Origin of the sequence: Mesorhizobium sp. B1-1-5 (assembly GCF_006443065.1) — a bacterium.
In the GTDB taxonomy this organism is placed as follows: Bacteria; Pseudomonadota; Alphaproteobacteria; order Rhizobiales; family Rhizobiaceae; genus Mesorhizobium.
On sequence record NZ_VFWS01000081.1, the window covers coordinates 1 to 23,077 of the forward strand.

24 protein-coding genes are annotated in these 23,077 nt (G+C 63.2%); 10 read left to right on the forward strand and 14 right to left on the reverse strand.

Annotated elements, in window-relative coordinates:
* Positions 1 to 304: 304 nt before the first annotated feature.
* Complete coding sequence (locus FJ980_RS21150; protein ID WP_140545722.1) at positions 305 to 1,525, reverse strand: alanine racemase; 1,221 nt, start codon at positions 1,523 to 1,525, stop codon at positions 305 to 307.
* A gap of 215 nt (positions 1,526 to 1,740) precedes the next feature.
* Between FJ980_RS21150 and FJ980_RS21155 the strand changes: the two genes are divergently transcribed.
* Entirely contained in the window at positions 1,741 to 2,661 is a 921-nt protein-coding gene (locus tag FJ980_RS21155) for a DMT family transporter (RefSeq protein WP_140545723.1), read from the forward strand.
* A gap of 371 nt (positions 2,662 to 3,032) precedes the next feature.
* Here FJ980_RS21155 and metF read toward each other — a convergent pair whose 3' ends face one another.
* Positions 3,033 to 3,950 carry a methylenetetrahydrofolate reductase [NAD(P)H] gene (gene metF, locus FJ980_RS21160; RefSeq protein WP_140545724.1) on the reverse strand — a complete coding sequence of 306 codons (918 nt, stop codon included), beginning with the start codon at positions 3,948 to 3,950 and terminating at the stop codon, positions 3,033 to 3,035.
* On the reverse strand, positions 3,950 to 4,972 hold the full coding sequence (locus FJ980_RS21165; protein ID WP_140545725.1) for a metalloregulator ArsR/SmtB family transcription factor: 1,023 nt from the start codon (positions 4,970 to 4,972) through the stop codon (positions 3,950 to 3,952). Before FJ980_RS21165 ends, metF begins: the two co-directional genes overlap by 1 nt.
* Before the next feature lie 140 nt (positions 4,973 to 5,112).
* Here FJ980_RS21165 and tsaA point away from each other — a divergent pair, with 140 nt between their 5' ends.
* Together tsaA and FJ980_RS21175 are read left to right on the forward strand one after the other, a co-directional pair.
* Positions 5,113 to 5,619 carry a tRNA (N6-threonylcarbamoyladenosine(37)-N6)-methyltransferase TrmO gene (gene tsaA / locus FJ980_RS21170; RefSeq protein ID WP_140545744.1) on the forward strand — a complete coding sequence of 169 codons (507 nt, stop codon included), beginning with the start codon at positions 5,113 to 5,115 and terminating at the stop codon, positions 5,617 to 5,619.
* Positions 5,616 to 5,930 (forward strand): DUF2293 domain-containing protein, encoded by a 315-nt coding sequence (locus FJ980_RS21175; RefSeq protein ID WP_140545726.1) that lies wholly within the window; start codon positions 5,616 to 5,618, stop codon positions 5,928 to 5,930. The genes tsaA and FJ980_RS21175 overlap by 4 nt, the downstream gene beginning before the upstream one ends.
* Before the next feature lie 154 nt (positions 5,931 to 6,084).
* Here FJ980_RS21175 and FJ980_RS21180 read toward each other — a convergent pair whose 3' ends face one another.
* Positions 6,085 to 6,702 (reverse strand): MOSC domain-containing protein, encoded by a 618-nt coding sequence (locus FJ980_RS21180; protein WP_140545727.1) that lies wholly within the window; start codon positions 6,700 to 6,702, stop codon positions 6,085 to 6,087.
* Positions 6,677 to 7,345, reverse strand: coding sequence for a TetR/AcrR family transcriptional regulator (locus FJ980_RS21185; protein WP_140545728.1), 669 nt, complete (start codon positions 7,343 to 7,345; stop codon positions 6,677 to 6,679). Before FJ980_RS21185 ends, FJ980_RS21180 begins: the two co-directional genes overlap by 26 nt.
* A 102-nt stretch (positions 7,346 to 7,447) precedes the next feature.
* Here FJ980_RS21185 and FJ980_RS21190 point away from each other — a divergent pair, with 102 nt between their 5' ends.
* Positions 7,448 to 7,867, forward strand: coding sequence for a hypothetical protein (locus FJ980_RS21190; protein WP_140545729.1), 420 nt, complete (start codon positions 7,448 to 7,450; stop codon positions 7,865 to 7,867).
* A gap of 92 nt (positions 7,868 to 7,959) precedes the next feature.
* Positions 7,960 to 8,526 (forward strand): isoprenylcysteine carboxylmethyltransferase family protein, encoded by a 567-nt coding sequence (locus FJ980_RS21195; protein ID WP_140545730.1) that lies wholly within the window; start codon positions 7,960 to 7,962, stop codon positions 8,524 to 8,526.
* Here the strand turns inward: FJ980_RS21195 and FJ980_RS21200 are convergent.
* Positions 8,523 to 9,644 carry a beta-ketoacyl-ACP synthase III gene (locus tag FJ980_RS21200; protein ID WP_140545731.1) on the reverse strand — a complete coding sequence of 374 codons (1,122 nt, stop codon included), beginning with the start codon at positions 9,642 to 9,644 and terminating at the stop codon, positions 8,523 to 8,525. The two genes, FJ980_RS21195 and FJ980_RS21200, sit on opposite strands and share 4 nt — an antisense overlap.
* Before the next feature lie 119 nt (positions 9,645 to 9,763).
* On the reverse strand, positions 9,764 to 10,537 hold the full coding sequence (tam, locus tag FJ980_RS21205; protein ID WP_140545732.1) for a trans-aconitate 2-methyltransferase: 774 nt from the start codon (positions 10,535 to 10,537) through the stop codon (positions 9,764 to 9,766).
* 150 nt (positions 10,538 to 10,687) lie between these two features.
* Between tam and FJ980_RS21210 the strand changes: the two genes are divergently transcribed.
* Complete coding sequence (locus FJ980_RS21210) at positions 10,688 to 11,332, forward strand: MT-A70 family methyltransferase (RefSeq protein ID WP_224709571.1); 645 nt, start codon at positions 10,688 to 10,690, stop codon at positions 11,330 to 11,332.
* Between the two features lie 7 nt (positions 11,333 to 11,339).
* Here FJ980_RS21210 and FJ980_RS21215 read toward each other — a convergent pair whose 3' ends face one another.
* Together FJ980_RS21215 and ettA are read right to left on the reverse strand one after the other, a co-directional pair.
* Entirely contained in the window at positions 11,340 to 12,152 is an 813-nt protein-coding gene (locus tag FJ980_RS21215) for a BglII/BstYI family type II restriction endonuclease (protein ID WP_140545733.1), read from the reverse strand.
* A gap of 3 nt (positions 12,153 to 12,155) precedes the next feature.
* Positions 12,156 to 13,805 carry an energy-dependent translational throttle protein EttA gene (gene ettA / locus FJ980_RS21220; protein ID WP_140545734.1) on the reverse strand — a complete coding sequence of 550 codons (1,650 nt, stop codon included), beginning with the start codon at positions 13,803 to 13,805 and terminating at the stop codon, positions 12,156 to 12,158.
* A gap of 32 nt (positions 13,806 to 13,837) precedes the next feature.
* On the opposite strand from ettA, the gene FJ980_RS21225 reads away from it, so the two are divergent.
* Entirely contained in the window at positions 13,838 to 14,023 is a 186-nt protein-coding gene (locus FJ980_RS21225; protein WP_140545735.1) for a hypothetical protein, read from the forward strand.
* A gap of 44 nt (positions 14,024 to 14,067) precedes the next feature.
* Here the strand turns inward: FJ980_RS21225 and FJ980_RS21230 are convergent, their stop codons facing one another.
* Positions 14,068 to 15,078 (reverse strand): ribonuclease, encoded by a 1,011-nt coding sequence (locus FJ980_RS21230; RefSeq protein ID WP_140545736.1) that lies wholly within the window; start codon positions 15,076 to 15,078, stop codon positions 14,068 to 14,070.
* A gap of 193 nt (positions 15,079 to 15,271) precedes the next feature.
* Here FJ980_RS21230 and FJ980_RS21235 point away from each other — a divergent pair, with 193 nt between their 5' ends.
* The 3 genes from FJ980_RS21235 to FJ980_RS21245 all read left to right on the forward strand — a co-directional run bounded on the left by FJ980_RS21235 (position 15,272) and on the right by FJ980_RS21245 (position 19,106).
* Positions 15,272 to 16,204 carry an alpha/beta hydrolase gene (locus FJ980_RS21235; RefSeq protein ID WP_140545737.1) on the forward strand — a complete coding sequence of 311 codons (933 nt, stop codon included), beginning with the start codon at positions 15,272 to 15,274 and terminating at the stop codon, positions 16,202 to 16,204.
* An 80-nt stretch (positions 16,205 to 16,284) separates the two neighbouring features.
* Positions 16,285 to 17,460 carry a CaiB/BaiF CoA-transferase family protein gene (locus tag FJ980_RS21240; protein ID WP_140545738.1) on the forward strand — a complete coding sequence of 392 codons (1,176 nt, stop codon included), beginning with the start codon at positions 16,285 to 16,287 and terminating at the stop codon, positions 17,458 to 17,460.
* A complete protein-coding gene (locus FJ980_RS21245; protein ID WP_140545739.1) occupies positions 17,457 to 19,106 on the forward strand; it encodes a thiamine pyrophosphate-binding protein in 1,650 nt (549 codons plus the stop codon). The genes FJ980_RS21240 and FJ980_RS21245 overlap by 4 nt, the downstream gene beginning before the upstream one ends.
* A 232-nt stretch (positions 19,107 to 19,338) precedes the next feature.
* Here FJ980_RS21245 and FJ980_RS21250 read toward each other — a convergent pair whose 3' ends face one another.
* The 4 genes from FJ980_RS21250 to FJ980_RS21265 form a co-directional block, all read right to left on the reverse strand.
* Complete coding sequence (locus FJ980_RS21250) at positions 19,339 to 19,776, reverse strand: CHRD domain-containing protein (protein WP_140545740.1); 438 nt, start codon at positions 19,774 to 19,776, stop codon at positions 19,339 to 19,341.
* 167 nt (positions 19,777 to 19,943) lie between these two features.
* On the reverse strand, positions 19,944 to 20,915 hold the full coding sequence (locus FJ980_RS21255) for an ABC transporter substrate-binding protein (RefSeq protein WP_140545741.1): 972 nt from the start codon (positions 20,913 to 20,915) through the stop codon (positions 19,944 to 19,946).
* Positions 20,916 to 20,954: 39 nt separating this feature from the next.
* Positions 20,955 to 22,085, reverse strand: coding sequence for an ABC transporter permease (locus FJ980_RS21260; RefSeq protein ID WP_140545742.1), 1,131 nt, complete (start codon positions 22,083 to 22,085; stop codon positions 20,955 to 20,957).
* Complete coding sequence (locus FJ980_RS21265; RefSeq protein ID WP_140545743.1) at positions 22,082 to 22,960, reverse strand: ABC transporter permease; 879 nt, start codon at positions 22,958 to 22,960, stop codon at positions 22,082 to 22,084. The genes FJ980_RS21260 and FJ980_RS21265 overlap by 4 nt, the downstream gene beginning before the upstream one ends.
* Positions 22,961 to 23,077: the final 117 nt, after the last annotated feature.

The window sequence follows — 23,077 nt, forward strand, 5'->3', positions numbered from 1 at the left end:
CAGGTCGCCGAAGTATCCAAGCAACGAAGCCATCGTCGAAACCTCCAGAATCAACAATGGCAGCTACAGAATCACATATGATTCAAACGCTTCAAGCCATTTCCCGACCGCGTCTCTTCACGCTTGACCACAGCTCGAAGCAAATGTGTGCGCACGCTAGCCCCTTGTGGGAGAAGGTGGATCGGCGCGCAGCGCCGAGACGGATGAGGGGTGTTCCAGCGGGGTGAGACGTTGGCTTTCCCTGGAGCACCCCTCATCCGTCGCCTTCGGCGACACCTTCTCCCACAAGGGGAGAAGGGGGAACTCAATCCGCCATCGTCTCCAAGCTCGCAAAGCCCTGCGGTGCATCGCCCTCGTCGAACGGTGTCGTCACTTCGACGAACGTATCGGGGTAGAAGCCGTTGAAGCGTGTCCTGAGCGACAGCGAGTAGGCGCCGATATGGCCGATCTCGATCCAGTCGCCGGTGTCGACCGTTTCCGGCAGCCAGAACGGCCGGGACAGGATATCGACGGAATCGCAGGTCGCGCCGCAGACCTTGAACGGCACGATGGTGTTCTCGTTGCCGTTGCGGGTACGGATCGCGGGATCTGGAATGAAGCGCGCCGGCAGCGTGATCTTGCCCGTCCATGAATCCGACAGCGAGGCCCAGATGCCGTCATTGATGTAGAGCCGCTTGCCCTTGCGCAACAGCACACGCACGATCAGCGAGAGACACCGCGCCACGATCACGCGTCCGGGCTCGGCCACCAAGGGCATCTGGTCGAACTGATATTCTTTCAGGTCGCCGGCCAGTCGCGACATCAATTGGCCGAGCGACGGCATCTCGACCTGCTTGCGATTGGGGTCATGGCCGTATTCGGCGGGAAAGCCGCCGCCGACATCGAGCCCGGCAATGTCGAAGGTCAGGCGGTTGCGCACCCAATCCGCCGAGGCGAGAGCGCGTTCATAGGTATCCGGATCCTCGATCTGGCTGCCGACGTGGAAGCAGAGGCCGACCTTATAGCCGGTGCGGTTCAGCCGCTCGGCAAGCTCCACCGCGTTGGCGGGCCCGGCGCCGAATTTCTTCGACAGTTCGTAAGCCGCATGGCCCTTGGTCTGGATGCGCACGAAGACGGTGAGAGCGCCGGGATCGATATCGAGCGCCCGCACCACGCGCGTCAGCTTCGCGATCTCGTCCTCATGGTCGAGCGAGATCACCCGGATGCCGTATTTTTCAAGCGCCAGCTTGATGTCCGACTGCGCCTTGACCGGATGCATGTAGAGCATCTCGGCGTCGGGCGAGACGGCGCGCACGGCGGCGAACTCGCCGGGCGAGGCGACATCGAAGGCGCTGACGCCGGTTTCCACCAGCGTCTTCAGAACGATCTGCTCGCCATTGGTCTTGACCGCATAAGCGGTCTTGCCGGGAAACATGCCCATGAACTGCAGGGCATCCTCCTTCAGCACCTGCGGGCGGAAACAGTAGACCGGGTCGTCGGGACGAAGCGCCAGTGCCGCCTCACGGGCATTTTCGAATCGCTGCATGGACGAATCCTCAGGTCTGGAGCGCGCACAATTAATCCTAGCTAGCCGCCAAAGAAAACAGTTCTGTGTCTTGGCGATCCGGAGCGGCCTGTTGCACATTTTGGCGACGCTAAACCATTGGTCATGTTTCGGGTGGCCCTTGCCTGCGGATGAGATATCGGTTCTTGGGGTATTTGACGGGCCGAGGTTGCGATCGGCCCGGGGAGGAACAGGACATGTCGATTACGGCCGGCGCCGCGCCGACGCGCGGAGCGATGACGCTCAAGGATTGGGCGCAGCTTCTCCTGCTCGGCGCGATCTGGGGCGGTTCGTTCTTCTTTGCCCGCATCGCCGTTTCCGAGATCCATCCGCTGGCGCTGGTGCTGTTCCGCGTCGCCATCGCCGCGGCGGCACTTCACCTCTATCTGGCGGCCCGCGGCCCTTCGTTCCGGCTCGCCTTTCCGCATGCCGGCCTGTTCTTCCTGCTGGCGCTCACCAACAATGTCGTGCCCTTCTCGCTGATCTTCGCCGGCCAGACGCAGCTCGGCGCCGGCGTCTCTTCGGTGCTCAACGCCACGACGCCGTTCTGGACGCTGATCCTGGCCAATGCGCTCACCACCGACGAGAAGCTGTCCTGGAACAAGTTCGCCGGCATCGCGCTCGGTGTCGCCGGCACCGCGGTGATGATCGGACCTGGCCTGCTTGCCGGGCTTGGCGGACCGGTGTGGGCCAAGTTCGCACTGATCGGCGCTTCGATCTCCTACGCCGTCGCCCTGATGATCGCGCGCCGCTTCAAGGGCGTGCCGTCGCCCGTCATCGCCACCGGACAGCTGACCGCATCGACCATCATCATGATCCCGCTCGTGCTGATTGCGTATGGCCCTGCGGGGCTTTTCTCGGTCTCGCCGCCCGTTTGGGCCGCGGTTCTGGGCCTGGCGCTGCTTTCAACCGCCTTTGCTTACATCCTCTATTTCAACCTCGTCGCCTCGGCCGGCGCTACCAATGCCTCGCTGGTCACCCTGGTCGTGCCGGTGAGCGCGGTGCTGCTCGGCTTCCTGTTCCTCGGCGAGCGCCTGGCGCTGTTCGAAATCGGCGGCATGACGCTGATCGGACTCGGCCTGGTCACCATAGACGGTCGCCTGTTGGGCCGATGGTAGCGGTGTCATGCCACGGCTCCGCCACAATTTATTCACAACGCTTGAGGCGGCTTTTGCCGAAGAGTTTCAACGGCTAACGATAAATCGGAAGTCGCAAATCCCACAATCATGTCGCATTGCAGCACGTTTTCCGCTTGCCTGTAACCCAAATGACTCTAGATTCCGGCCATAGCTCTGAAGAGGAGGCTATGGCATGGGACTGACGAGGCCGATCAACGCGTTGATGATTTGTGCCGCATTCGCATTCATCGGTGCCCTTATCATAGGTGTTCTTCCCTGACCCGCCAAAGCCGGGAAGACCAGTACCGAGATATAGTCCAAACAGTTCGAAAAGGCCGGGTTCTACCCGGCCTTTTCCGTTGCAGCCTGCCCTAGGCGGCGGCCGAACCCGCCGCCTCCGTCTCATGCGAGCGGATGCCGATCATGTGGCAGACGGCAAAGACGAGGTCGGCGCGGTTCATCGTGTAGAAATGGAAGTCGCCGACGCCGCGCTCGACAAGGTCGAGCACCTGCTCGGCGGCCACGGCGGAGGCCACGAGGGCATGCGTCTGCGGGTCGTTCTCTAGCCCCTCGAAGCGCTCGGCCAGCCAGGCCGGCACCAGCGCCCCGCAGCGCGACGAGAAATTGGCGACCTGGGTGAAATTATGCACCGGGAGGATGCCCGGCACGATCGGGATGTAGATGCCGGCGCGGCGCGCCCGCTCGACATAGCGCTCGTAAAGGTCGTTGTCGAAGAAGAACTGAGTGATCGCCCGCGTCGCGCCATTGTCGGCCTTGCGTTTCAGCATATCGATGTCGGTGGCGAAATCCGGGCTTTCCGGATGCTTTTCCGGATAGGCGGAGACCGAGATATCGAAATCGCCGGCGTTCTTCAGCGCCCCGACCAGTTCGGCGCCATTGGCATAGCCATCGGGATGCGGGTGGTAACTTGCGCCGACACCGGCCGCCGGATCGCCGCGCAACGCGACGAAACGTTTGACGCCCATATCCGCGAATTCGCGAATGACCGTGTCGACCTGATCGCGCGCGGCATCGACGCAAGTCATGTGCGCCGCAGGCGTCAGCGTCGTCTCGTTCAAGATGCGCTTGACCGTGCGCGCCGTGCGCTCGCGGGTCGAGCCGCCGGCGCCGTAGGTCACCGAGACGAATTTCGGCTTGAGCGGTTCCAGCCGGGTGACCGTGTCCCAGAGCCTCACTTCCATCTCGTCGGTCTTCGGCGGGAAGAATTCGAACGAGACCCGGACCTTGTCGCCGATGTCGGGGCGGCGGGAAAAGCGGAACTGGTTCATCAGGCTGTTTCCCCCATTGGATATGCCTTGGCAGGCAGCGGGTCATTGGATGGATCGGCGATCAGCAGTCGCTGATCGCGGCCGAGCCAGAGCTTCACCGTAAGCCTTGCCTCGTTGCCGCCGCGCGGCTCGAATTCCTGGCTGTCCTCGAGGTCGAGGCCGGCCTCGGCGAACCAGTCGGACATCTGCCGGTCGGAAAAGCCGAGCCGCATATGCGCGTGCTGGTCGCGCAGAAATTCGAGATTATGCGGCGCGAAGTCGACGACGATCAGCCGGCCTGATGGCCTGAGCAGCCTCGCCGCCTCGGCGATGGCACGCGCCGGATCGTCGAGATAGTGCAGCACCTGGTGGATTGTGACGAGATCGAAGGCGCTGCGCTCGACCGGCGGCGAGAAGATGTCGCCCTGGCGTACCTGAGCATTGGCGATGCCGGCCTTGTCGAGATTGGCGCGCGCCACGCTCAGCATCTCGCGCGACATGTCGATGCCGACGCCGCGCCGGTAGAGCGGCGCAAAGATTTCGAGCAGCCTGCCCGTGCCGGTGCCAAGATCGAGCATGGACTGGAACGGTCGCTTGCCGACGAGCTTGATGAGTGCCGCTTCCACCGCCCGGTCCGGCACATGCAGCGAGCGGATGTGATCCCAGCTCGCGGCATTCTCGGAAAAATATTCGGCCGCCCGGTCCTGCCGCTTGCGCTTCACCGCCGCCAGCCGCTCGAGATCGCGTACCACCTGCGGATCGGCCTCGCTTATGGCCGAGACCAGACGCTGGACGAAATCGCGCGAATTATCCGTATCGGTCAGCCTGAAGAAGGCCCAGGACCCTTCCTGGTAGCGGCCGATCAGCCCGGCATCGAGCAGCAGCTTCAGATGCCGCGAGACGCGCGGTTGCGACTGGCCGAGGATCTCCGTGAGATCGGAGACGGTGAGATCCCCGCGCGAAAGCAGCACCAGGATGCGCAGCCGGCTGGATTCGGCCGCCGCCTTCAATGTATCTACCATCGTGTCGAGTGAGACATGCATGCGCGAGTTTCTCGTTGAAAGATATAAAGATATGTTTATGTCGATTTTGAAACCGTGGCAAGTGCTATGTCGCTTCCGGACAAGAAAATGGCGCAGCCGTGATCCGCGCCGGCAGGCGGTTTCTCCGCGGGATGAACAGGATGTTTGAGACGCGCGAAGGTGAAATGCTTCTTGCGGCCGACCCGGCACAGTTGCGGCCGGACGGCCATGTCGTCTTCATCGGCCACATCGTCTCACCCTGGGTCAGTCGCGAGGATTGCCCCAAGAACATGCGCGCCGCCCGGGAAACCGGGCGACCCGTGACAATCCTGATCGACGAGCCCTATCGCCCGGGGCTGCAAAACCTGGAACGCGCCAGCCACCTCGTCATCCTGTCCTGGCTCCATCACGCGCCGCGGAATCTGATTGTGCAGAAACCGCGCCATGCGGCTGAAGCGAAAGGCGTTTTCTCGCTGCGCTCCCCAGCCCGGCCGAATCCTGTCGGCCTGCATGTGGCGAAGCTCGTCGCGCTCGACATCGCGGCCGGCCGGATCGAGATCGACGCCATCGACGTGCTCGACGGCACGCCGGTCATCGACATCAAGCCCTACTACGCTTCCACGGATGCCTTCCCCGAAGCAACGATTGCCGGGCGCGACGAGAAATGAGCGCCCCAACCGGTCGCCGCCGCGCCATCGCCAAGGCGCTGACCGCGCTGCTGCCGCTCGCGCCTTATGCCGACATGGAGAAAATCCGCGCCGAAGCCGGCTCGGTGCACATGAAGAGCTTGCCGCCGACAATCGCGGTGTGGCTGGCCACCATCGCCCATGTCCGCCACGTCCACACCGATTACGAAAAGCTGCTGGCCGAAGGCTACGACCGGGATTCGGCGCGCTTCTTCGTCATCAGGCGGACCAATGAGGTGCTCACCCGTTGGCGGGCGACACGGTTGCTCGAGGAAGACGAGGAGGACGAATAGGATCGTCGATGCCGCCGAGCCGCGGCTCAGAGTTTTCGGCGATGGCGGTCTGCCGATGATCAGGCAGGAATATCCGACCGCATCGGGGGCCGTGAGTACCGGAAGCGCAGGGAACAGCCTTTCGCAGGCCGGCGTCATTTGGGTAAGCGTGGCCTCAGGCCTGATAAATCCACTGCTCCGGCACCCGGATGGAAATTTCCTCGCCGGCCCTGATGACGCCCGGCTTCTCGACCCAGGCGACAAGGCCGCGCAGCCGTTTCGCCTCCTTTGGGAAGAGCAGCGCCGTGGCGTCGTGGTCCACGGCGCCGACATGCTCGGCGATCGACTGTCCGGCAATGCGGCACGGCTTGTTCTGGCCGTCGACCTTGAGCGTCACGCCGCCCTTGAAGAACATCAGCGAGCCGGCCGGCAGCATCGAAAGATGCGGCACGCCCTCGACCGCAAGATTGGCGCCGATCCACTCCGGCTTGATCTCCTCGAGCCCCATGCGTTGCGCGACGATGGCGAGCTCGTCCGCCGCGACAAGCGACAATTGCCGCTCGTTGCGCATCTCGGTGCCGCGCGGATACCATGGCTCGCGCCCGCCCGAACGCCGCGTTGTTCCGCCATGGAAGTCGCCGGCGATCCCGTCGAAGCCAAGCTGCAGTTCCTCGACCGCCCTCGTCTCGAAATGGTCGTGCGGAGCGGCATAGAGCGCCGCTGCCCTTGCCGTCAGCTTGCGGCCCGGCACGATCTCGAGGGGCGTTTCAATCGTGGAGAACAGGTCTGGCATCGGTTTCGCCATTTGAGTCGGCCGCTTTTCGCATTTCGGCTGCCCAGGCGGCAAGAGCGATCTCGGCCAAAGCCCTGAGGTCCTCTGCCGAAGCGCCGTCACGCGCCTGGATCGACATTCCGTGCATGACGCCGGTCAGGTATTTGGCCAATCGCTCGACGGACAGATTCGCCGGCAATTCGCCGGCCTCTTGGCCCTTGCCCAGCCGCGCTGCGATCGCCGCTTCGGTCGCCTTGCGATATGTCTTGAGCTCGTCCGCGATGGCTTGCGCCTGCGGCGAGGTCGCCAGCGCACCGCTGATGAAAAGGCAGCCGCCGGGCTTGCCCGGCCGGGTGTAGGCCTCAGCCGCGCCCATCAGCAGCAAGCGGATCGCCTCCTTGACCGGTACCGGCGCGCCAAGCGCGTCGAGCGCAAACCCGACCTCCCTTTCGTGGTAGCGCGCTAGCGCCCGACGAAACAGCGTCTCCTTGTCGGTGAAGGCGTTGTAGATCTGCGGCGGCGTCAGGCCCATGGCCTCGCGCAGCATGGCAAGCGAGGTCGCCTCATAGCCATGCTCCCAGAACAGATGCATGGCCGCGTCGAGCGCGGCCTCCGGGTCGAACGCCCGCGGCCTGCCGCCGCGAGACTTCTCAGAATTTTCCATACTGATCGATACGAAACCTGTTGACTCGACTCTTTTGGATAACGTAACAATCAATACGTAACCTGACAAGCGGAACCATCCGCAGCACGAAGGAGAACCAACATGCCGATTACCGTGACCGCGCCCGAGGGCGTGCTGAGCGCAGCGGGCGAGCACGAAATCCTGCCTCGCCTCAGCGCCGCGCTCATCGAGGCCTCCGGAGCCACCGGGAATTCATTCTTCACCGCAATCGTCGGCGGAACGGTTCATATCCTGCCGATCGATCGCATCTATGCTGGCGGCGCCAATCGTCCTGTCGTCATGGTGGAATTGAAGTTGCCGAATATCGGGCTTGCGACCAACGAGGCGCGCGAGGCCTTCATCGCCGCAGCCGCCAGGATCGTCGACGAATGTTGCGTGCCGGGCCACAAGCCCGAGAACACCTGGATTAACATCCTCAACGCTCCCGACGGGGGTTGGGGTATCGGCGGCCGGCAATATTCGGGCGAGGCGCTTGTCGCGGCGGCGATGGCCGCAGCGTGACGGCACCGGTTTGATCACGACATTCTTACCGACTTCGACTTTCTTTCGCCTGCCGCGCGGATTTAAACGCGTGGCAGACGAGAGGCTCGATCATGCAGGTCGGACACGCTGTAGCGGCGCTTTGGCTGTTCTGGGTGGTATCCTGGCTCCTTGCTGCTGCCTGGGCAGACCCAGCGCAAAAGCGCGCCGATCTCAAGTTGGAGGCGCGCTATCGGGTCCTTTGGCTCGCCGGCACCATCCTGCTGTTCGTGCCGGCGCACGGCTATGCCGGCAGGCTGCGGCTGTGGACGCCGACGCTCACCGAAGCCTGGATCTGCGTTGCCCTGATCGCCATCGGCATCGCCTTCGCCTGGTGGGCGCGCCTGCATCTCGGCCGCCTGTGGTCGGCAAACGTCACCGCCAAGGCTGATCATCGCGTCGTCGATACCGGCCCCTACGGCCTGGTCCGCCATCCGATCTACACCGGGCTGCTGCTGTCCGTCCTCGCCACCATGGCCGTCAAGGGCACGGTCTGGGGAATTGCCGGCGCCGCGCTGCTGCTCGTCGGCGTCGTCGTCAAGGCGCGGCTGGAAGAGAGCTTCCTGCGCGGCGAGCTCGGCCCGGCCTATGACGACTACGCAAGGCGCGTGCCGATGCTGGTGCCCTTCGCGCCGGCTTAAAGCATCCTGAGCAGAGCGCCGCCGATCGAATAGCCGGCGCCGAAGGCGCAGATCAGGCCGAAATCGCCGGCCTTCATGTCGGCATGGTTCTCCGACAGCGCCACGATCGCGCCGGCCCCGGCTGTGTTGCCGAGCCGCTCCAGCACCATCGGCGCGCGGTCATGGTCGACGTCGTGGCCGAAGGACAGTTTCAGGATCATCGCATTCATGCGCGCATTGGCCTGATGCAGCCAGAAGCGGCGGATGCCTGCCGGCGTCAGCCCGTGCTCGGCCAGGAACTCGACGATGAATTTCTGGCCGGCGACGGTGACTTCCTTGAACACCTTGTTGCCGACCTGCTTGATGAGATTGCCCCCCAGGTCGATCATGTAAGGGTCGTCCTGGGCGGTACGCGTGTAATAGCCGAGATTGGTGCGGATGTTGTTCGACATCTGCGTCCAGGTGCGCGTGTCGAGCACCTCGAAACGCCCCGGCCGCTTCTCACCCTGCGCCAGTCCCTCGACGACCATGGCGACCGAGGCGTCGCCGAAGATGAAATGCGTCTGCCGGTCGCGGAAGTTGAGATGGCCGGTGATGATCTCCGGCGTCGACACCAGGATGCGCTTGTGCGCCCCTGCCCTCACCAGATTGACCGCGACATGCAGCGCCGACGCGGCGGAAGAGCAGCCAAGCCCCATGTCGAAGCCGGCGCCCTTGGTGCCCAGCGCCTCCTGCATCTCGATGGCGATGGCAGGATAGGGCCGCTGATGATGCGAGGCCGAGCAGATCACCAGGTCGATGTCCGATCCATCGACCCCGGCATGGGCAAGCGCCTTCCTGGCCGAGGCGAGGCCGAACTCCGCCTCCAACGACAGCGCGTCATCCGGCCGCGCCGGAATGCGCGGCGACATGCGGGTCGGGTCCAGGATGCCCTCGCGCTCGATCACATGGCGGCTTCTCACGCCGGAGGCATGGACGATGAAGTCGCTATCCGACTTTTGCAAAAGCGGCTCGCCGGTGTCGGCGCGGCGCGCATTCTCGGTGTCGACCCAGCTGTTGAAGCTTGCGACCAGCTCTTCATTGGTGATGACGGGTTCAGGGATTTCGGCGCCGATGCCGCTGATGATGACGCGATGCATGTCCAATCCGTCCGAGGGGGCGGCAAGTTGTGCCGAGGCGAGGCGCTACACTTGTCGCATTTGCCCGGTTTATTCCAGCTTAATTCGACAACCACCGCTGGCATTCAGATGGCGGATGCTCAAGCGCGCTTGGCCACGATGAAGATGCGCGGGAAGCGCAGCAGCACCTTGCCGTTCGCCGTCTTCGGATAGGCCTTGGCGATCTTCGCCGTGTAGCTGTCAAGGAACAGCTTCCTCTCATCCGCGTCGAGCGGATCGAGGAAAGGCTTCAGCCCCGTCGCCTTGACCCATTCGACGATCGCTTCGGCATCGGGGAGCGGATGGTTGTAGATGGTGTGCCAGATGTCGAGCCGGTCGGCGAGCGGCGACAACAGATCGTAGTAGAAGGACACCGGCGGCAGCGGCGCGCGGGCCACTCTCTTGAGCTTGGCCGCAAACGGCACTTCCGCCGCGGTTTCGCGCATCAGCCGGTGCGAGGCTTCGCCGAGATTGTCCGGCATCTGGATCGCCAGCGCGCCGCCCGGTGCCAGAAGCCCCATCAGTCGCTGGAACACCGCCGGATGGTCCGGCAGCCACTGGAAGACGGCGTTGGCGAAGATGACGTCGACGGCATGCTCGGGCTGCCATGCGGCGACATCCGCCAGCTCGAAATTAACATTCGGCAGTCGCGCCCGCGCCTTCTCGATCATGTCCGGCGAGGTGTCGAAGCCACTGACCTGAGCATCCGGCCAGCGCTCGACCAGAAGCTCGGTGGAATTGCCGGGACCGCAGCCGATATCGACGACGCGGCGCGGAAAATCGACCGGCACCTGCGCCACCAGATCCCTCGCGGGCCGCGTGCGCTCATCCTCGAACTTCAGATATTGGGCGGCGGACCAGTCCGTCTTGGACATGTTGAACCCTCTTCCTTGCCTCCGCACATCGGCGGAAACGCATATGTCGAAAACTGCACAATGTGCCAGACATATCGACACGAATCGTGTCAGTCTTGACAGAAGGGAAAAGTTCCTCTTTTGTTCTATAGCATTTCCCAGGGGGCCACGGTGAACGCCGAAGCGATGAATGCAGCCATCGATTTGGCAAAAAGGACAGCCGGCAAGCGCTTTCACACCGTGCTGGCCGATCCGCCATGGCGTTTTACAAACCGCACTGGAAAAGTTGCTCCTGAGCATCGTCGGTTGTCTCGCTACGAGACAATGACAACCGACGACATATGCGCCCTTCCCGTGGCAGAGCTGACTTTGCAACCTGCGCACCTCTATCTTTGGGTCCCCAACGCGCTTTTGCCGGATGGCCTAGCGGTCATGCGCAGCTGGGGATTCGAATACAAATCGAACATTGTTTGGCACAAGGTGCGCAAAGACGGCGGCTCCGACGGTCGTGGTGTCGGCTTCTACTTCCGCAATGTGACGGAGCTATTGCTGTTCGGCGTGCGCGGAAAAAACGCGCGCACCGAGGCCCCTGGACGCAGCCAGGTCAATTATCTCTCATCGCGCAAGCGCGAGCATTCGCGGAAGCCCGACGAGCAGTACGAATTGATTGAGAGCTGCTCGAAAGGGCCGTATCTTGAGCTTTTTGCGCGCGGCACCAGGCCGAAGTGGACCTATTGGGGCAACCAAGCGGACGAGGACTACAAGCCGACTTGGAAGACATATGCCTACAACTCGGCGGCAGAGCCTGCCGAATGATAGCTGATTATTCGTCGTCGCCGACGGCATCTATTATCGGCTGAAGACTTAAAGGATCATCTCCGAAGCTGACGATCGAATCTGGCAGTCCAATCGTGACGATAGGACATGGGTTGCCCACTCCTCGGGAAATGCGGTCGTCGAGTTTTCGCCAATGAGTGGTGGCTTCGCCGAATTTATCGGCCACAAATTTGTTCGCGAACGCCTCCCTAAAAGTCACGGGATTCTTCGAACGTTCTATACGTTTCATTATTGCGGCACGTTGGCGCGCAGTCGGATCGTATCCCCACCGCAGCAAATCATCAAAGGATTGTATTTGCCGCTCATCGAAAAACCGCAGAACCAGATCGAGCATGTTGTCATGCAGTGATCTCCCGCGCGTAACTATTATACCGACAGAAATAGCCCCTTCGGCATGCAGCCGCTTGAAATTCTCAAGGTCTCGATCAAAAAATGGGTCTTTGTTGTTCCATTCGATTTCAAGCGCTACTACCGCGTCCGATCCGTTCCGCTGGGGGAGGCGTCGAACATGGTCCATTTTGTGAGAAATCGCTTCTTTACCGACTCCATTGATCACTTTTTCAATGGTGAAGGTCGTCGTCAGCCAACCAGCGGCTGCCAATCCGCGCCGTAGCCGCTGGGTATTCTTCGTTTCGCCGCCGCCTCCAGCAATAATCTCCTCGATCGGGATCGATGCGGCAAGGAGCACATCTTCCAATTCCACTACGGCATCAGGAAAGTCGACTGAAAGAATCGCCTCGGCATGCGAATGAAATTCGACCTGAAATCCTTTGGCTGAAAGACGATCGAAAAGCGCCATGTCTTACCGCGTCAGCCGCTTGTGCGTCATGCGGTGCGGGGCCGCCGCTTCGGCACCCAGGCGGCGCAGCTTGTCCTTCTCATATTCCTCGAAATTGCCTTCGAACCATTCGACATGCGCGTCGCCCTCGAAGGCGAGCATGTGGGTGGCCATGCGGTCGAGGAACATGCGGTCGTGGCTGATGATCACGGCGCAGCCGGCATAGGCTTCTAGCGCGTCTTCCAGCGCGCTCAGCGTTTCGGTGTCGAGGTCGTTGGTCGGTTCGTCGAGCAGCAGCACGTTGCCGCCGCCCTTCAGCATCTTGGCCAGGTGGACGCGGTTGCGCTGGCCCCCCGACAGGTTGCCGACCTTCTGCTGCTGGTCGCCGCCGCGGAAGTTGAACGACGAGCAATAGGCGCGGCTGTTGACCTCGTGCTTGCCGAGCTTGATGACCTCGGCGCCGCCGGAAATCTCTTCCCACACTGTCTTGTTCGGCTCGAGCGCGTCGCGGCTCTGGTCGACATAGCCGAGCCGCACCGTCTCGCCCTTGCGGATCGAGCCGGCATCCGGCGTTTCCTGACCGGTGATCATCTTGAACAGCGTCGTCTTGCCGGCGCCGTTCGGGCCGATGACCCCGACGATGCCGCCCGGCGGCAGCTTGAACGACAGGTTCTCGATCAGGAGCTCGTCGCCAAAGCCCTTGTTGAGGCCTTCGACCTCGATGACGAGATTGCCGAGGCGCTCGCTCGACGGGATGACGATCTGCGTGTCGGTCGGCTTGCGGTTCTGCGATTGCTCGACAAGTTCCTCATAGGCCTTGATACGCGCCTTGGACTTGGTCTGGCGCGCCTTGGGCGAGGACTGGATCCACTCGCGCTCGCGCCAGATCGACTTCTGGCGGGCGTCGTCCTCGCGGCCTTCCTGGATCAGGCGCTTGGCCTTGGCGTCGAGATATTTGGTGTAGTTGCCCTCGTAGGGAATGCCGCGGCCGCGATCGAGCTCGAGGATCCAGCCGGTCACGTTGTCGAGGAAGTAGCGGTCGTGGGTGATGATCAGCACCGAGCCCGGATAGTCGCGCAGGTGCTTTTCCAGCCACGCCGTGGTCTCGGCGTCGAGATGGTTGGTCGGTTCGTCGAGCAGCAGCAGGTCCGGCTGGCGCAACAGCAGCTGGCAAAGCGCGACGCGGCGGCGCTCGCCGCCTGAAAGGTTCGTCACCTCGGAATCGCCTGGCGGGCACTGCAGAGCGTCCATCGCCATCTCGACCTGCTGCTCGAGGTCCCACAGGTTCAGGCGATCCATTTCGTCCTGGAGCTTGGCCGACTCGTCAGCCGTCTCGTCGGAATAATTCATCATCAGCTCGTTGTAGCGCTCGATGATGGCCGTCTTCCTGGCGACGCCTTCCATGACGTTTTCCATCACGGTCTTGTTTGGATCGAGTTGCGGCTCCTGAGGGAGATAGCCGACGGTTGCGCCTTCGGCCAGCCAGGCCTCGCCCTGGAACTCCTTGTCGAGCCCGGCCATGATGCGCAGGATCGTCGACTTGCCCGAGCCGTTGGGGCCGAGAATGCCGATCTTGGCGTCCGGATAGAAGGACAGGTGAACGTTATCGAGCACCTTCTTGGTGCCATAGGCCTTCGACAGGCCGGACATGTGATAGATGAACTGGCGAGCCACGCGCGCTTTCCCTGGATGGAGTGTCAAGGTGAATGGGGGTTGCGCGCTATGTAGGCGATGAAGCGCCGAACGGCAATCGCTTTCGGCGCGAGATGGCCAATCCGCGCGGATTCGCCGGGTTGCGCTCCCTATTCCGCCCGTCGAGCGGCCGCGACCGCGTGATCGGCGAGCTCGGCAGCGAGCCGATCATCCTGCAGGCGGCCCCGAGGTCGACCTGACAGGGTCGGGCCGACAAAAGACGGCCTGACTAAGGAATTGCCGCCTACTGAAAACCGATCGCGTCGACCGTGCCCTTCGGGCAGCCGGCCTTGGCTGTCGGTGCCGACGCCATCAGGAGATCGGCGAGCTTGCTGTCCGGGCCGATCGGACCGGACAGGCCGAGCGTGATCTCGCCGATCATACGCCGGCCGCTCGACGGGTCGACAAGGCAGGACACGCGCACGCGATCGCCGGCGCCGGGACCGAAAGCCTGGTTGAAGGCGCCGCGGATCGCATCCGACGTCAGCTGCTTGCCGATGTTCTTGTTGAACAGATCGCGCACCGCCGAGGCGTTCACCGCCCGCATCAGGTTCAGCGCATCTGAGAAATAGTCCTGCTGGTTCTTGCCGTAGCAGGTGCCGTGCTTGATCCATTCGTGGCGCTCGAGCCTGGACGCCGTGCCCGGCATCACCTGGTCGAGCTCGGCACGCGTCTTGGCGTCGAGATCGACCGGCGGCAGGTCTCCCCAATGCGCCGGATTGTCATTGGCCTTGTCGTTCGCCGAGACCTGGCAATAGAAATTGCCGTTCGGCTGCGGCCACAGCCCATGCAGCGTGAAGTGCGAGGCATCAAACTCGCCGGGGCTCTGTGCCTTGCATTCGGGCTTGCTCCCCTTGGTCTCGCAGAAAGCCGGCTGCCAGCTCAGCGCAAAGACATATTCGGGTTTTCCGGAGGCTGACGGCGACGGTTTGCCCTGGCCGGCAGGCGCCGGGGTCGTCTGTGCGCTGCCGCCGTTGACATGGCCGCAGCTGATCTTCACCCAGCGCCGCTCCGGGTCGGCGCCCGGCACCTGGATAAGGTAGTGCGTGGGCTCGTCCTTGTTGCCGGCAAGAAGGTCGTAGCTCTTGCCGGCTTCGGTCGAGATATCGCCGGGGTTCTTGCCGCTCTTGATGGCCTGCGTCGCCGGGCAGGCGCTGTCGGCGACGAACGTGCCGCTCATCTTCACGTCGGCATGCGCCACGCCGGCGCCGGCCAGAGCCAGCACCAACGAACCCCACAATGCCCAAACCCGCATCCCGCTCTCCCGGCGATCATTGAACTGTATTGGATACGTCACACTAGAACAGCCGACGTGTCAGAATTGCGATCTTTTTCGCCGCTCGAAAAAACAATCCCCAGCTGAGCGCTTCCGTCGGCGTGTTCGCAAGCGCGTTCATCCTCTTGACGCCGGCAGAACGCTCGCCCAACAGTCGCCGAGGGAGCGACACATGCCATTCGACAGAAAGACCAGGCTGGCCTCACCGACCGCGGCCGACCTCAACCTCTATGTGAAACACGCGGAGGCGAAGCCACGCGCCGTGGTCCAGATCAACCATGGACTGGCCGAGCATGCGGCGCGTTATGCCCGCTTTGCCGATTATCTCGCGCCGCGCGGCTTCCACGTCTATGCCCATGATCATCGCGGCCATGGCGCGACGAAGGCGCCCGACGCGCCGCTCGGCAAATTCGCCGATAGCGACGGCATCGCCAAGGTGATCGCCGATGTCGACGCCGTTCACGACCTGATCGCGGCCGAGCATCCCGGCTTGCCGGTGATCGCCTTTGGACATTCGCTGGGCGCCTCGGTGGCGCTGAACTTTGTGCTGCGCCATTCCGGGCGTGTCCATGCCGCCGCGATCTGGAACGGCAATTTCTCGCAAGGCCGGCTCGGGCAACTGGCGCTTGGCATTCTAGGCTGGGAGCGGATGCGGCTCGGCTCCGACGTGCCGTCGCGGCTTCTGCCCAAGCTCACCTTCCAGGCCTGGGGCAAGGCGGTGCCCGACCATCGCACCCTGTTCGACTGGCTGTCGCGCGACCCCGCCGAGGTCGACAAATATATCGCGGACCCGCTCTGCGGCTGGGATGCGTCGGTCTCGATGTGGCGCGATGTGGTCGACATGGCGCTTCACGCCGGCAAGGATTCCAGCTTCACCGGCGTCCGCCGCGACCTTCCTTTCAATCTCATCGGCGGCGAGCAGGACCCTGCGTCGGATTATGGCAAGGCGGTCCATCACCTGGCAACGCGCATGCGGGCAATGGGCTTTTCGAATCTGGTTTCAAAGGTTTATCCGCAAACCCGCCATGAAAGCCTGAACGAGATCAACCGTGACGCCGTCATGAACGATTTTGCCGCCTGGGCCGACAGCGTGCTGAAGTCCTGAGCGGCGTGGCCCATCGTATGGATCGTGACACGGTCGGTGCGGGTTGCTAGAGGCTGCACTTTGTTTAATCACGGTGATCCATGGCCGAACCTCCGCTGAAGGGCATCCGCGTTATCGAGCTCGCCCGCATCCTGGCCGGTCCCTGGGCCGGGCAGTTGCTCGCCGATCTCGGCGCCGATGTCATCAAGGTCGAGAGCCCCGATGGCGGCGACGACACCCGCAAATGGGGTCCGCCCTTCGTCATGAGCCATGACGGCGAGAACCTTTCGGCCGCCTATTACCATTCCTGCAATCGCGGCAAGCGTTCCATCGCCGTCGATTTCTCCAAGCCCGAGGGCGCCGAGACGCTGCGCAAGCTGATCGCCACCGCCGACGTGCTGATCGAGAACTTCAAGCTCGGCGGCCTGAAGAAATACGGCCTCGACTATGAGAGCCTGAAGGCGTCCAATCCGCGCCTCGTCTATTGCTCGATCACCGGCTTTGGCCAGGACGGTCCCTACGCGCCACGCGCCGGCTACGATTTCATCATCCAGGCCATGGCCGGCATGATGTCGATCACCGGCGAGCCGGGCCGCGAGCCGCAGAAGGCCGGCGTCGCCATCTCGGATCTCTTTACCGGCCTCTATTCGGTGATCGCCATCCAGGCGGCACTTCGCCATGCCGAAAAGACCGGCGAAGGCCAGCATATCGACATGGCGCTCTACGACAGCCAGATCTCGGCGCTCGGCAACCAGAACCTCAACTATCTCGTCTCCGGCAAGTCGCCGGTGCAGATGGGCAATGCGCATATGAACATCGCCCCTTACGAGGTGCTGCCGGTCAGGGACGGCCACATCATCCTGGCGGTCGGCAATGACGGCCAGTTCGGCAAGTTCTGCGCGGCGGTCGGGCTGACCGATCTGCCCGCCAATCCGGATTTCGCCACCAACCCTGCCCGCGTCGCCAACCGCTCAAAACTGCGCGAGACGATTATCGAGGCGCTGAGCACCTCGGATCGCGATCCGCTGTTGGCCAAGCTCGAGGCTGCCGGCGTGCCGGCAAGCCCGATCAACACGATCGGCCAGATGTTCGACGACCCACAGACCATCGCGCGCGGCATGCGGCTCGATCTCGACGACGGTCACGGCAATCGCCTGCCCTCGGTGCGCGCGCCGATGGTGATGTCGGGCACGCCGCTCATCTATGAGCGCCCCTCGCCCCGCCTTGGCGAGCACACGCAAGAAATCCTTGCCGAACTGGAGAGAGCAGCAAAATGAAAACCGGCGGACAACTGATCGTCGAGGCGCTCGAAGTGAACGGCACCGACCGCATCTTCTGCGTTCCGGGCGAATCCTATCTCGCCGTCCTCGACGCGCTGCATGACTCTTCGATCCGCACCATCGTCTGCCGCCAGGAAGGCGGTGCCGCGATGATGGCCGACTGCCAGGGAAGGCTGACCGGCAAGCCCGGCATCTGTTTCGTCACCCGCGGCCCCGGCGCCACCAACGCCTCTGCCGGCGTCCATATCGCGATGCAGGATTCGGTGCCGATGATCCTGTTCATCGGCCAGGTCGCCAGCCACGCCAAGGAGCGCGAGGCCTTCCAGGAGGTCGACTATAAGCGCTTCTTCGGCGACATCGCCAAATGGGTGGTCGAGATCGACGACGCCGCGCGCATTCCGGAATTCGTCACCCGCGCCTTCGCCGTCGCGACGTCCGGCCGCCCCGGCCCGGTGGTCATCTCGCTGCCGGAAGACATGCTGACCGACGAGGTCGAGGCGCCGGAAGCGCTGCCGCACACGCCGGTCGAGACGCGCCCGGGCGAAGCCGAGCTCGACGCGCTGGAGATGTTGCTCGCCAACGCCAGGCGGCCGTTCGTCATCCTCGGCGGCACGCGCTGGAACGAGGAAGCGGTGGCGCATATGCGCCAGATCGCCGAGACCTGGTCACTGCCGGTCGGCTGCTCCTTCCGGCGCCAGATGCTGTTCGACCATCTGCATCCGAATTATGCCGGCGATGTCGGCATCGGCATCAATCCGAAGCTGGCGGAGCGGATCAAGCAGGCCGACGTGGTGCTTTTGATCGGCGGCCGCCTCGGCGAGATGCCGTCTTCCGACTACACGCTGCTGAAGAGCCCCTACCCCGATCAGGCGCTGGTGCATGTTCATGCCGATGCCGGCGAGCTCGGCCGCGTCTACCGCCCGACGATAGCGATCAACGCTTCGCCCGCCGCTTTTGTCGAGGCTTTCGCCAGGCGCAAGCCAACGGCCAAGCCCGCCTGGGCGGGCGAGGCGGAAAAGGCGCACGCCTCCTATCTCGAATGGTCGACGCCGCCGCAGACCGGCCCCGGCGCCGTCCAGATGGGTCCGATCATGGACTATCTCGGAAAGGTCCTGCCGGAAGATGCCATCTTAACCAATGGCGCCGGCAACTATGCCACCTGGGTGCATCGCTTCTACCGCTCGCGCCGCTTCGGCACGCAGGCGGCGCCCACGTCCGGCTCGATGGGCTACGGCACGCCGGCCGCGGTCGCCGCCAAGTCGCTGTTCCCGGATCGCACCGTGGTCGCCTTCGCCGGCGACGGCTGCTTCCTGATGAACGGCCAGGAGTTCGCGACGGCTGTCCAGTATGACTTGCCGATCGTCGTGATCGTCGTCAACAACGGCATTTACGGCACGATCCGCATGCATCAGGAGCGGGAATATCCAAGCCGCGTCGTCGCCACCACCCTCAAGAACCCGGACTTCGCGGCGCTGGCCCGCGCCTATGGCGGCCATGGCGAGACGGTGGAAAAAACCGCCGACTTCGCGCCGGCCTTCGAACGCGCGCGCGCCAGCGGCAAGCCCGCGATCGTCGAGATCAAGCTCGATCCCGAAGCGATCACGCCGACCCGCACGCTGACGCAGATCCGCGACAAGAGCTGAGCGCCGGTGAAGGGATAGGCCGAGTTCCTTCGCGCCCCCCTCTGGCCTGCCGGCCATCTCCCCCACAAGGGGGGAGATTACCAGTTCCATCGCCTCGCCATTCCTGCAACGCTGGTGATTGGCGAAAGCCGGCGTGACTATCTGATCTCCCCCCTCGTGGGGGAGATGTCCGGCAGGACAGAGGGGGGCGCTGTCCCGCCGGCTTCCAAAGTGACCGCAACCTTTCCGAACCCTACATCGCCTTCTGGATCTGGCCGCGGATTTCACCGTCCTTGTTCTTGGCGGTGTGGATGTTGACGTAATACTTGCCGGCCTCAAGGTCGGCCGCCTGCGCGTCGGTCAATGTCTCCGATCCCTTGATCGGGCTCTTCAGCTTCTTGAACGGGATGACCGGGTCCGCATTCGCCCCCATGTCCGCCGGACCGTGGATGTGGCCGGCCACGGCAGGCCCGCTGAGGCCGGAATATTTGACGTTCCAGCTGAGCTTTTTGCTTGTGGTGTCGAAGGTGAGTGTGGCGGTCCCCTTGCCCTTGGTGGTGACGGGCGGGCTCTGCTGACTGCCGTCGAGCGTCGCCTTGTACTTCACCATCTCGGCCATGGCCGGCGATGCAAGAAGGAAGGCGGTCGAAACGGCCAAGGCCGAAAGCATCGGCTGGGATAGGATGCGCATGAAGAACCTCCGTTGATTGCAGCATCCTTCGCGGCTCCCCGGCGCGCGGATGCGCCAATCAACGGCTGGACGGCCGGATGTATCCCTGTGCGCACAATTATTTTACCTCAACCAGCAAAAAGGGGCGGTCGCCCGCCCCTTTCCACCTTCCGCGCTGAGAGCGGAGCTTACTTGATCGCCTTGTCGGTGATCGCGGTCGTGTAGGCGCCGCTCGCCTCCTTGCTGATGATCTTCTGGTCGAGCAGCGCCTTGGCGGTGCGCTCGTAAGCGGCCGGGATCAGCTTGCCGTCGGCATTGTCGACCAGCTTGGCCACTTCCCTCATCATGAACTTCTGGTGGTTCTCGTCCTGGCCGCCGGCGTCCACGACGATCCCGGCCGCCTCGTCGGTGTTCTCCGTGGCGTATTTCCAGCCCTTCATCGAGGCGCGCACGAAGCGCACCATCTTGTCCTCGAAGGCCGGGTCCTTGAGCTTGTCCTCGAGCGTGTAGAGCCCGTCCTCCAGAAGGTCGTTGCCCATGGCGGAGTAGTTGAACACGACCAGGTCTTCCGGCTTGTAGCCGGCGTCCAGCACCTGACCGTATTCGTTATAGGTCATCACCGAGATGCAGTCGGCCTGCTTCTGGATCAGCGGCTGCACGTCAAAACTCTGCTTGAGCACGGTCACGCCGTCCGGGCCGCCATCGGTCTTGAGGCCGATTTTGTTCATCCAGGCGTAGAACGGATATTCGTTGCCGAAGAACCAGACGCCCAGCGTATGACCCTTGAAGTCGGCTTCCGTCTTGATCGGTCCGTCCTTGGGGCAGACCAGTTCCATGCCCGCCTTCTTGAACGGCTGGGCGATATTGACGAGCCCCACGCCCTTGTCGCGGGCCGCGAGCGCTCCGCCCATCCAGTCGACGATGACGTCGGCACCGCCGCCGGCGATCACCTGCTCGGGCGCGATGTCCGGGCCGCCCGGCTTGATGTCGACGTCGAGGCCTTCGGCGTCATAGAAACCCTTGGCTTTGGCGACATAGTAGCCGGCAAACTGGGCCTGCGTGACCCATTTCAATTGCAGTGTCACCTTGTCGGCGGCCATCGCCTGGAAGGCGGCCAGCGACATGGCGCCGGCCAGAGCAGAAATCAGCAGTCTTTTCATCTTATTACCCTCTGAAGTTAGCACCCAAACCCACCGCCCCTATCCACCTCGGACAGAGGGATGCCAAAACGTGACGGCTCTCTCGATGAGAGCGACCACGCCATAAAAGACCGAACCCGCCAGTGCTGCAACTGCGATTTCGGCCCACACCATGTCGATGTTCATCCGCCCGACTTCCGTCGAGATGCGAAATCCCATGCCGACCACTGGCGTTCCGAAGAACTCGGCGACGATGGCGCCGATCAGCGCCAGCGTCGAGTTGATCTTCAGCGCGTTGAAGATGAACGGCATGGCCGCCGGAAGCCTGAGCTTGAGCAAGGTCGGCCAATAGCCCGATGCATAAGTGCGCATCAGGTCGCGCTCCATATGCCCGGATGCGGCAAGGCCCGCCACCGTATTCACCAGCATCGGGAAGAAGGTCATGATGATGACGACCGCGGCCTTGGACGGCCAGTCAAAGCCGAACCACATGACCATGATGGGTGCGACGCCGATGATCGGCAGCGCCGAGACCATATTGCCGATCGGCAGCAGGCCGCGCCGCAGGAACGGCACGCGGTCGGCCAGGATAGCGACGGCGAAGCCGGCGAGATTGCCGATGACATAGCCGATCAGCACCGCCTTGAAGATCGTCTGGCGCACATCCGACCCCAGGATCGGCAGCGAGTTGGCGATCCGCGCGCCGATGGCGCTCGGCGGCGGCAAAAGAATGAAGGGGATGCCGGCGCCGCGCGTCACCGCTTCCCAGATGATCAGGATCCAGGCGCCGAAGATCGCCGGGATGATCAGGCGCAGCGCCGTCGACATCAGGCGTGAATCTGGGCGCTGCTCAGACAAGACCGCAACACAGCGCCAGGCGAGCAACCATGCAGAGGCGAGCACAAGGTAATAAGCAGGTCCTGCCGTACCTTCGTGACCGCGAATGCTGCCCAGCAGCAGAAACGCAGCGCCATGGGCGCAGATAAAAAGCAGCGCTGCTTCCCACAGCTTAGGGAGGCGACCTGCAATCCAAACCGGAAGCGCAACCAGGGCGATCGCAAGTCCGCCCGAAGAGCTGCCGTAGGGCCAGGCGAGACCCGGTACGCCGATGTTGAAAACGAACACTATGATCGGGGGGATCGCCAGCAGGAAGGCCAGGTTTGCCTGCCAACTGTACTTGTCGGCACTCATGCCGGCCTCCCGCCCATCGCGCGGTCGACCAGGCGTCCGGCAATACCCACGACCATCACCAGCAGCGCCGCGACGACAGATCCCGCGACCAGGGCCGACCAGATATCGATGGTCTGGCTGTAATAGGCGCCCGCGAGCAGCTTGGCGCCGATGCCGGCGACCGCGCCTGTCGGCAATTCGCCGACGATGGCGCCGACGAGGCTTGCCGCCACCGCCACCTTCATCGAGGTGAACAGGAACGGCACCGAAGCCGGCACCCTGAGCTTCCAGAAGGTCTGCGAGGCGCTGGCATTGTAGGTGTGCATGAGATCGAGATGCATGATCTCGGGTGAGCGCAGGCCCTTCACCATGCCGACGGCGACCGGAAAGAACGACAGATAGGTCGAGATCAGCGCCTTGGGGATCAGCCCGGTGATGCCGATCGCCGCCAGCACCACGATGATCATCGGCGCCACCGCCAGGATCGGAATGGTCTGCGAAGCAATGATCCACGGCATCAGGCTGCGGTCGAGCGTCGCCACATGTACGATACCCACCGCAATGACGATGCCAAGCGCCGTGCCGAAGGCAAACCCGAGCAGCGTCGAGGACAGTGTCACCCAGGCGTTGTAGACCAGGCTGCGGTTCGAGGTGACGGACCGCAGGAAGGTGTTTTCGAAGAAATTCACCGCCACCTGGTGCGGTGCCGGCAGCGTCGGCTTCGGCTGCGCCAGCGTCTTGCCGATGAACTCGACGATACCCGGCGTCTCATTGGCACGGCGGTCGAGATCGCGCTGGAACGGCGCGTTGAGGATGACGGCGAAGACGTACCAGAGCACCACCACGCCGGCGAGAATGCTGGTGACGGGGATGATTTTGGAGCGGAAGGTGTCCATCAGCGCGGCTCTCCTCCTCTCCCCACTGGGGAGAGGGTGGCCGGAGCGAAGCGAAGGCCGGGCACGTTCGACTGGAGTGCTGCGGCGCTGGTATTTTTCGTCATCCTAGGGCGGAGC

Excerpts from the sequence above, each read along its gene's own strand:
- FJ980_RS21150 (WP_140545722.1), bottom strand. The coding sequence starts at position 1,525 with ATGCAGCGATTCGAAAATGCCCGTGAGGCGGCACTGGCGCTTCGTCCC.
- FJ980_RS21155 (WP_140545723.1), top strand. The coding sequence starts at position 1,741 with ATGTCGATTACGGCCGGCGCCGCGCCGACGCGCGGAGCGATGACGCTC.
- metF (WP_140545724.1), bottom strand. The coding sequence starts at position 3,950 with ATGAACCAGTTCCGCTTTTCCCGCCGCCCCGACATCGGCGACAAGGTC.
- FJ980_RS21165 (WP_140545725.1), bottom strand. The coding sequence starts at position 4,972 with ATGCATGTCTCACTCGACACGATGGTAGATACATTGAAGGCGGCGGCC.
- tsaA (WP_140545744.1), top strand. The coding sequence starts at position 5,113 with ATGTTTGAGACGCGCGAAGGTGAAATGCTTCTTGCGGCCGACCCGGCA.
- FJ980_RS21175 (WP_140545726.1), top strand. The coding sequence starts at position 5,616 with ATGAGCGCCCCAACCGGTCGCCGCCGCGCCATCGCCAAGGCGCTGACC.
- FJ980_RS21180 (WP_140545727.1), bottom strand. The coding sequence starts at position 6,702 with ATGCCAGACCTGTTCTCCACGATTGAAACGCCCCTCGAGATCGTGCCG.
- FJ980_RS21185 (WP_140545728.1), bottom strand. The coding sequence starts at position 7,345 with ATGGAAAATTCTGAGAAGTCTCGCGGCGGCAGGCCGCGGGCGTTCGAC.
- FJ980_RS21190 (WP_140545729.1), top strand. The coding sequence starts at position 7,448 with ATGCCGATTACCGTGACCGCGCCCGAGGGCGTGCTGAGCGCAGCGGGC.
- FJ980_RS21195 (WP_140545730.1), top strand. The coding sequence starts at position 7,960 with ATGCAGGTCGGACACGCTGTAGCGGCGCTTTGGCTGTTCTGGGTGGTA.
- FJ980_RS21200 (WP_140545731.1), bottom strand. The coding sequence starts at position 9,644 with ATGCATCGCGTCATCATCAGCGGCATCGGCGCCGAAATCCCTGAACCC.
- tam (WP_140545732.1), bottom strand. The coding sequence starts at position 10,537 with ATGTCCAAGACGGACTGGTCCGCCGCCCAATATCTGAAGTTCGAGGAT.
- FJ980_RS21215 (WP_140545733.1), bottom strand. The coding sequence starts at position 12,152 with ATGGCGCTTTTCGATCGTCTTTCAGCCAAAGGATTTCAGGTCGAATTT.
- FJ980_RS21225 (WP_140545735.1), top strand. The coding sequence starts at position 13,838 with ATGGGGGTTGCGCGCTATGTAGGCGATGAAGCGCCGAACGGCAATCGC.
- FJ980_RS21230 (WP_140545736.1), bottom strand. The coding sequence starts at position 15,078 with ATGCGGGTTTGGGCATTGTGGGGTTCGTTGGTGCTGGCTCTGGCCGGC.
- FJ980_RS21235 (WP_140545737.1), top strand. The coding sequence starts at position 15,272 with ATGCCATTCGACAGAAAGACCAGGCTGGCCTCACCGACCGCGGCCGAC.
- FJ980_RS21240 (WP_140545738.1), top strand. The coding sequence starts at position 16,285 with ATGGCCGAACCTCCGCTGAAGGGCATCCGCGTTATCGAGCTCGCCCGC.
- FJ980_RS21245 (WP_140545739.1), top strand. The coding sequence starts at position 17,457 with ATGAAAACCGGCGGACAACTGATCGTCGAGGCGCTCGAAGTGAACGGC.
- FJ980_RS21250 (WP_140545740.1), bottom strand. The coding sequence starts at position 19,776 with ATGCGCATCCTATCCCAGCCGATGCTTTCGGCCTTGGCCGTTTCGACC.
- FJ980_RS21255 (WP_140545741.1), bottom strand. The coding sequence starts at position 20,915 with ATGAAAAGACTGCTGATTTCTGCTCTGGCCGGCGCCATGTCGCTGGCC.
- FJ980_RS21260 (WP_140545742.1), bottom strand. The coding sequence starts at position 22,085 with ATGAGTGCCGACAAGTACAGTTGGCAGGCAAACCTGGCCTTCCTGCTG.
- FJ980_RS21265 (WP_140545743.1), bottom strand. The coding sequence starts at position 22,960 with ATGGACACCTTCCGCTCCAAAATCATCCCCGTCACCAGCATTCTCGCC.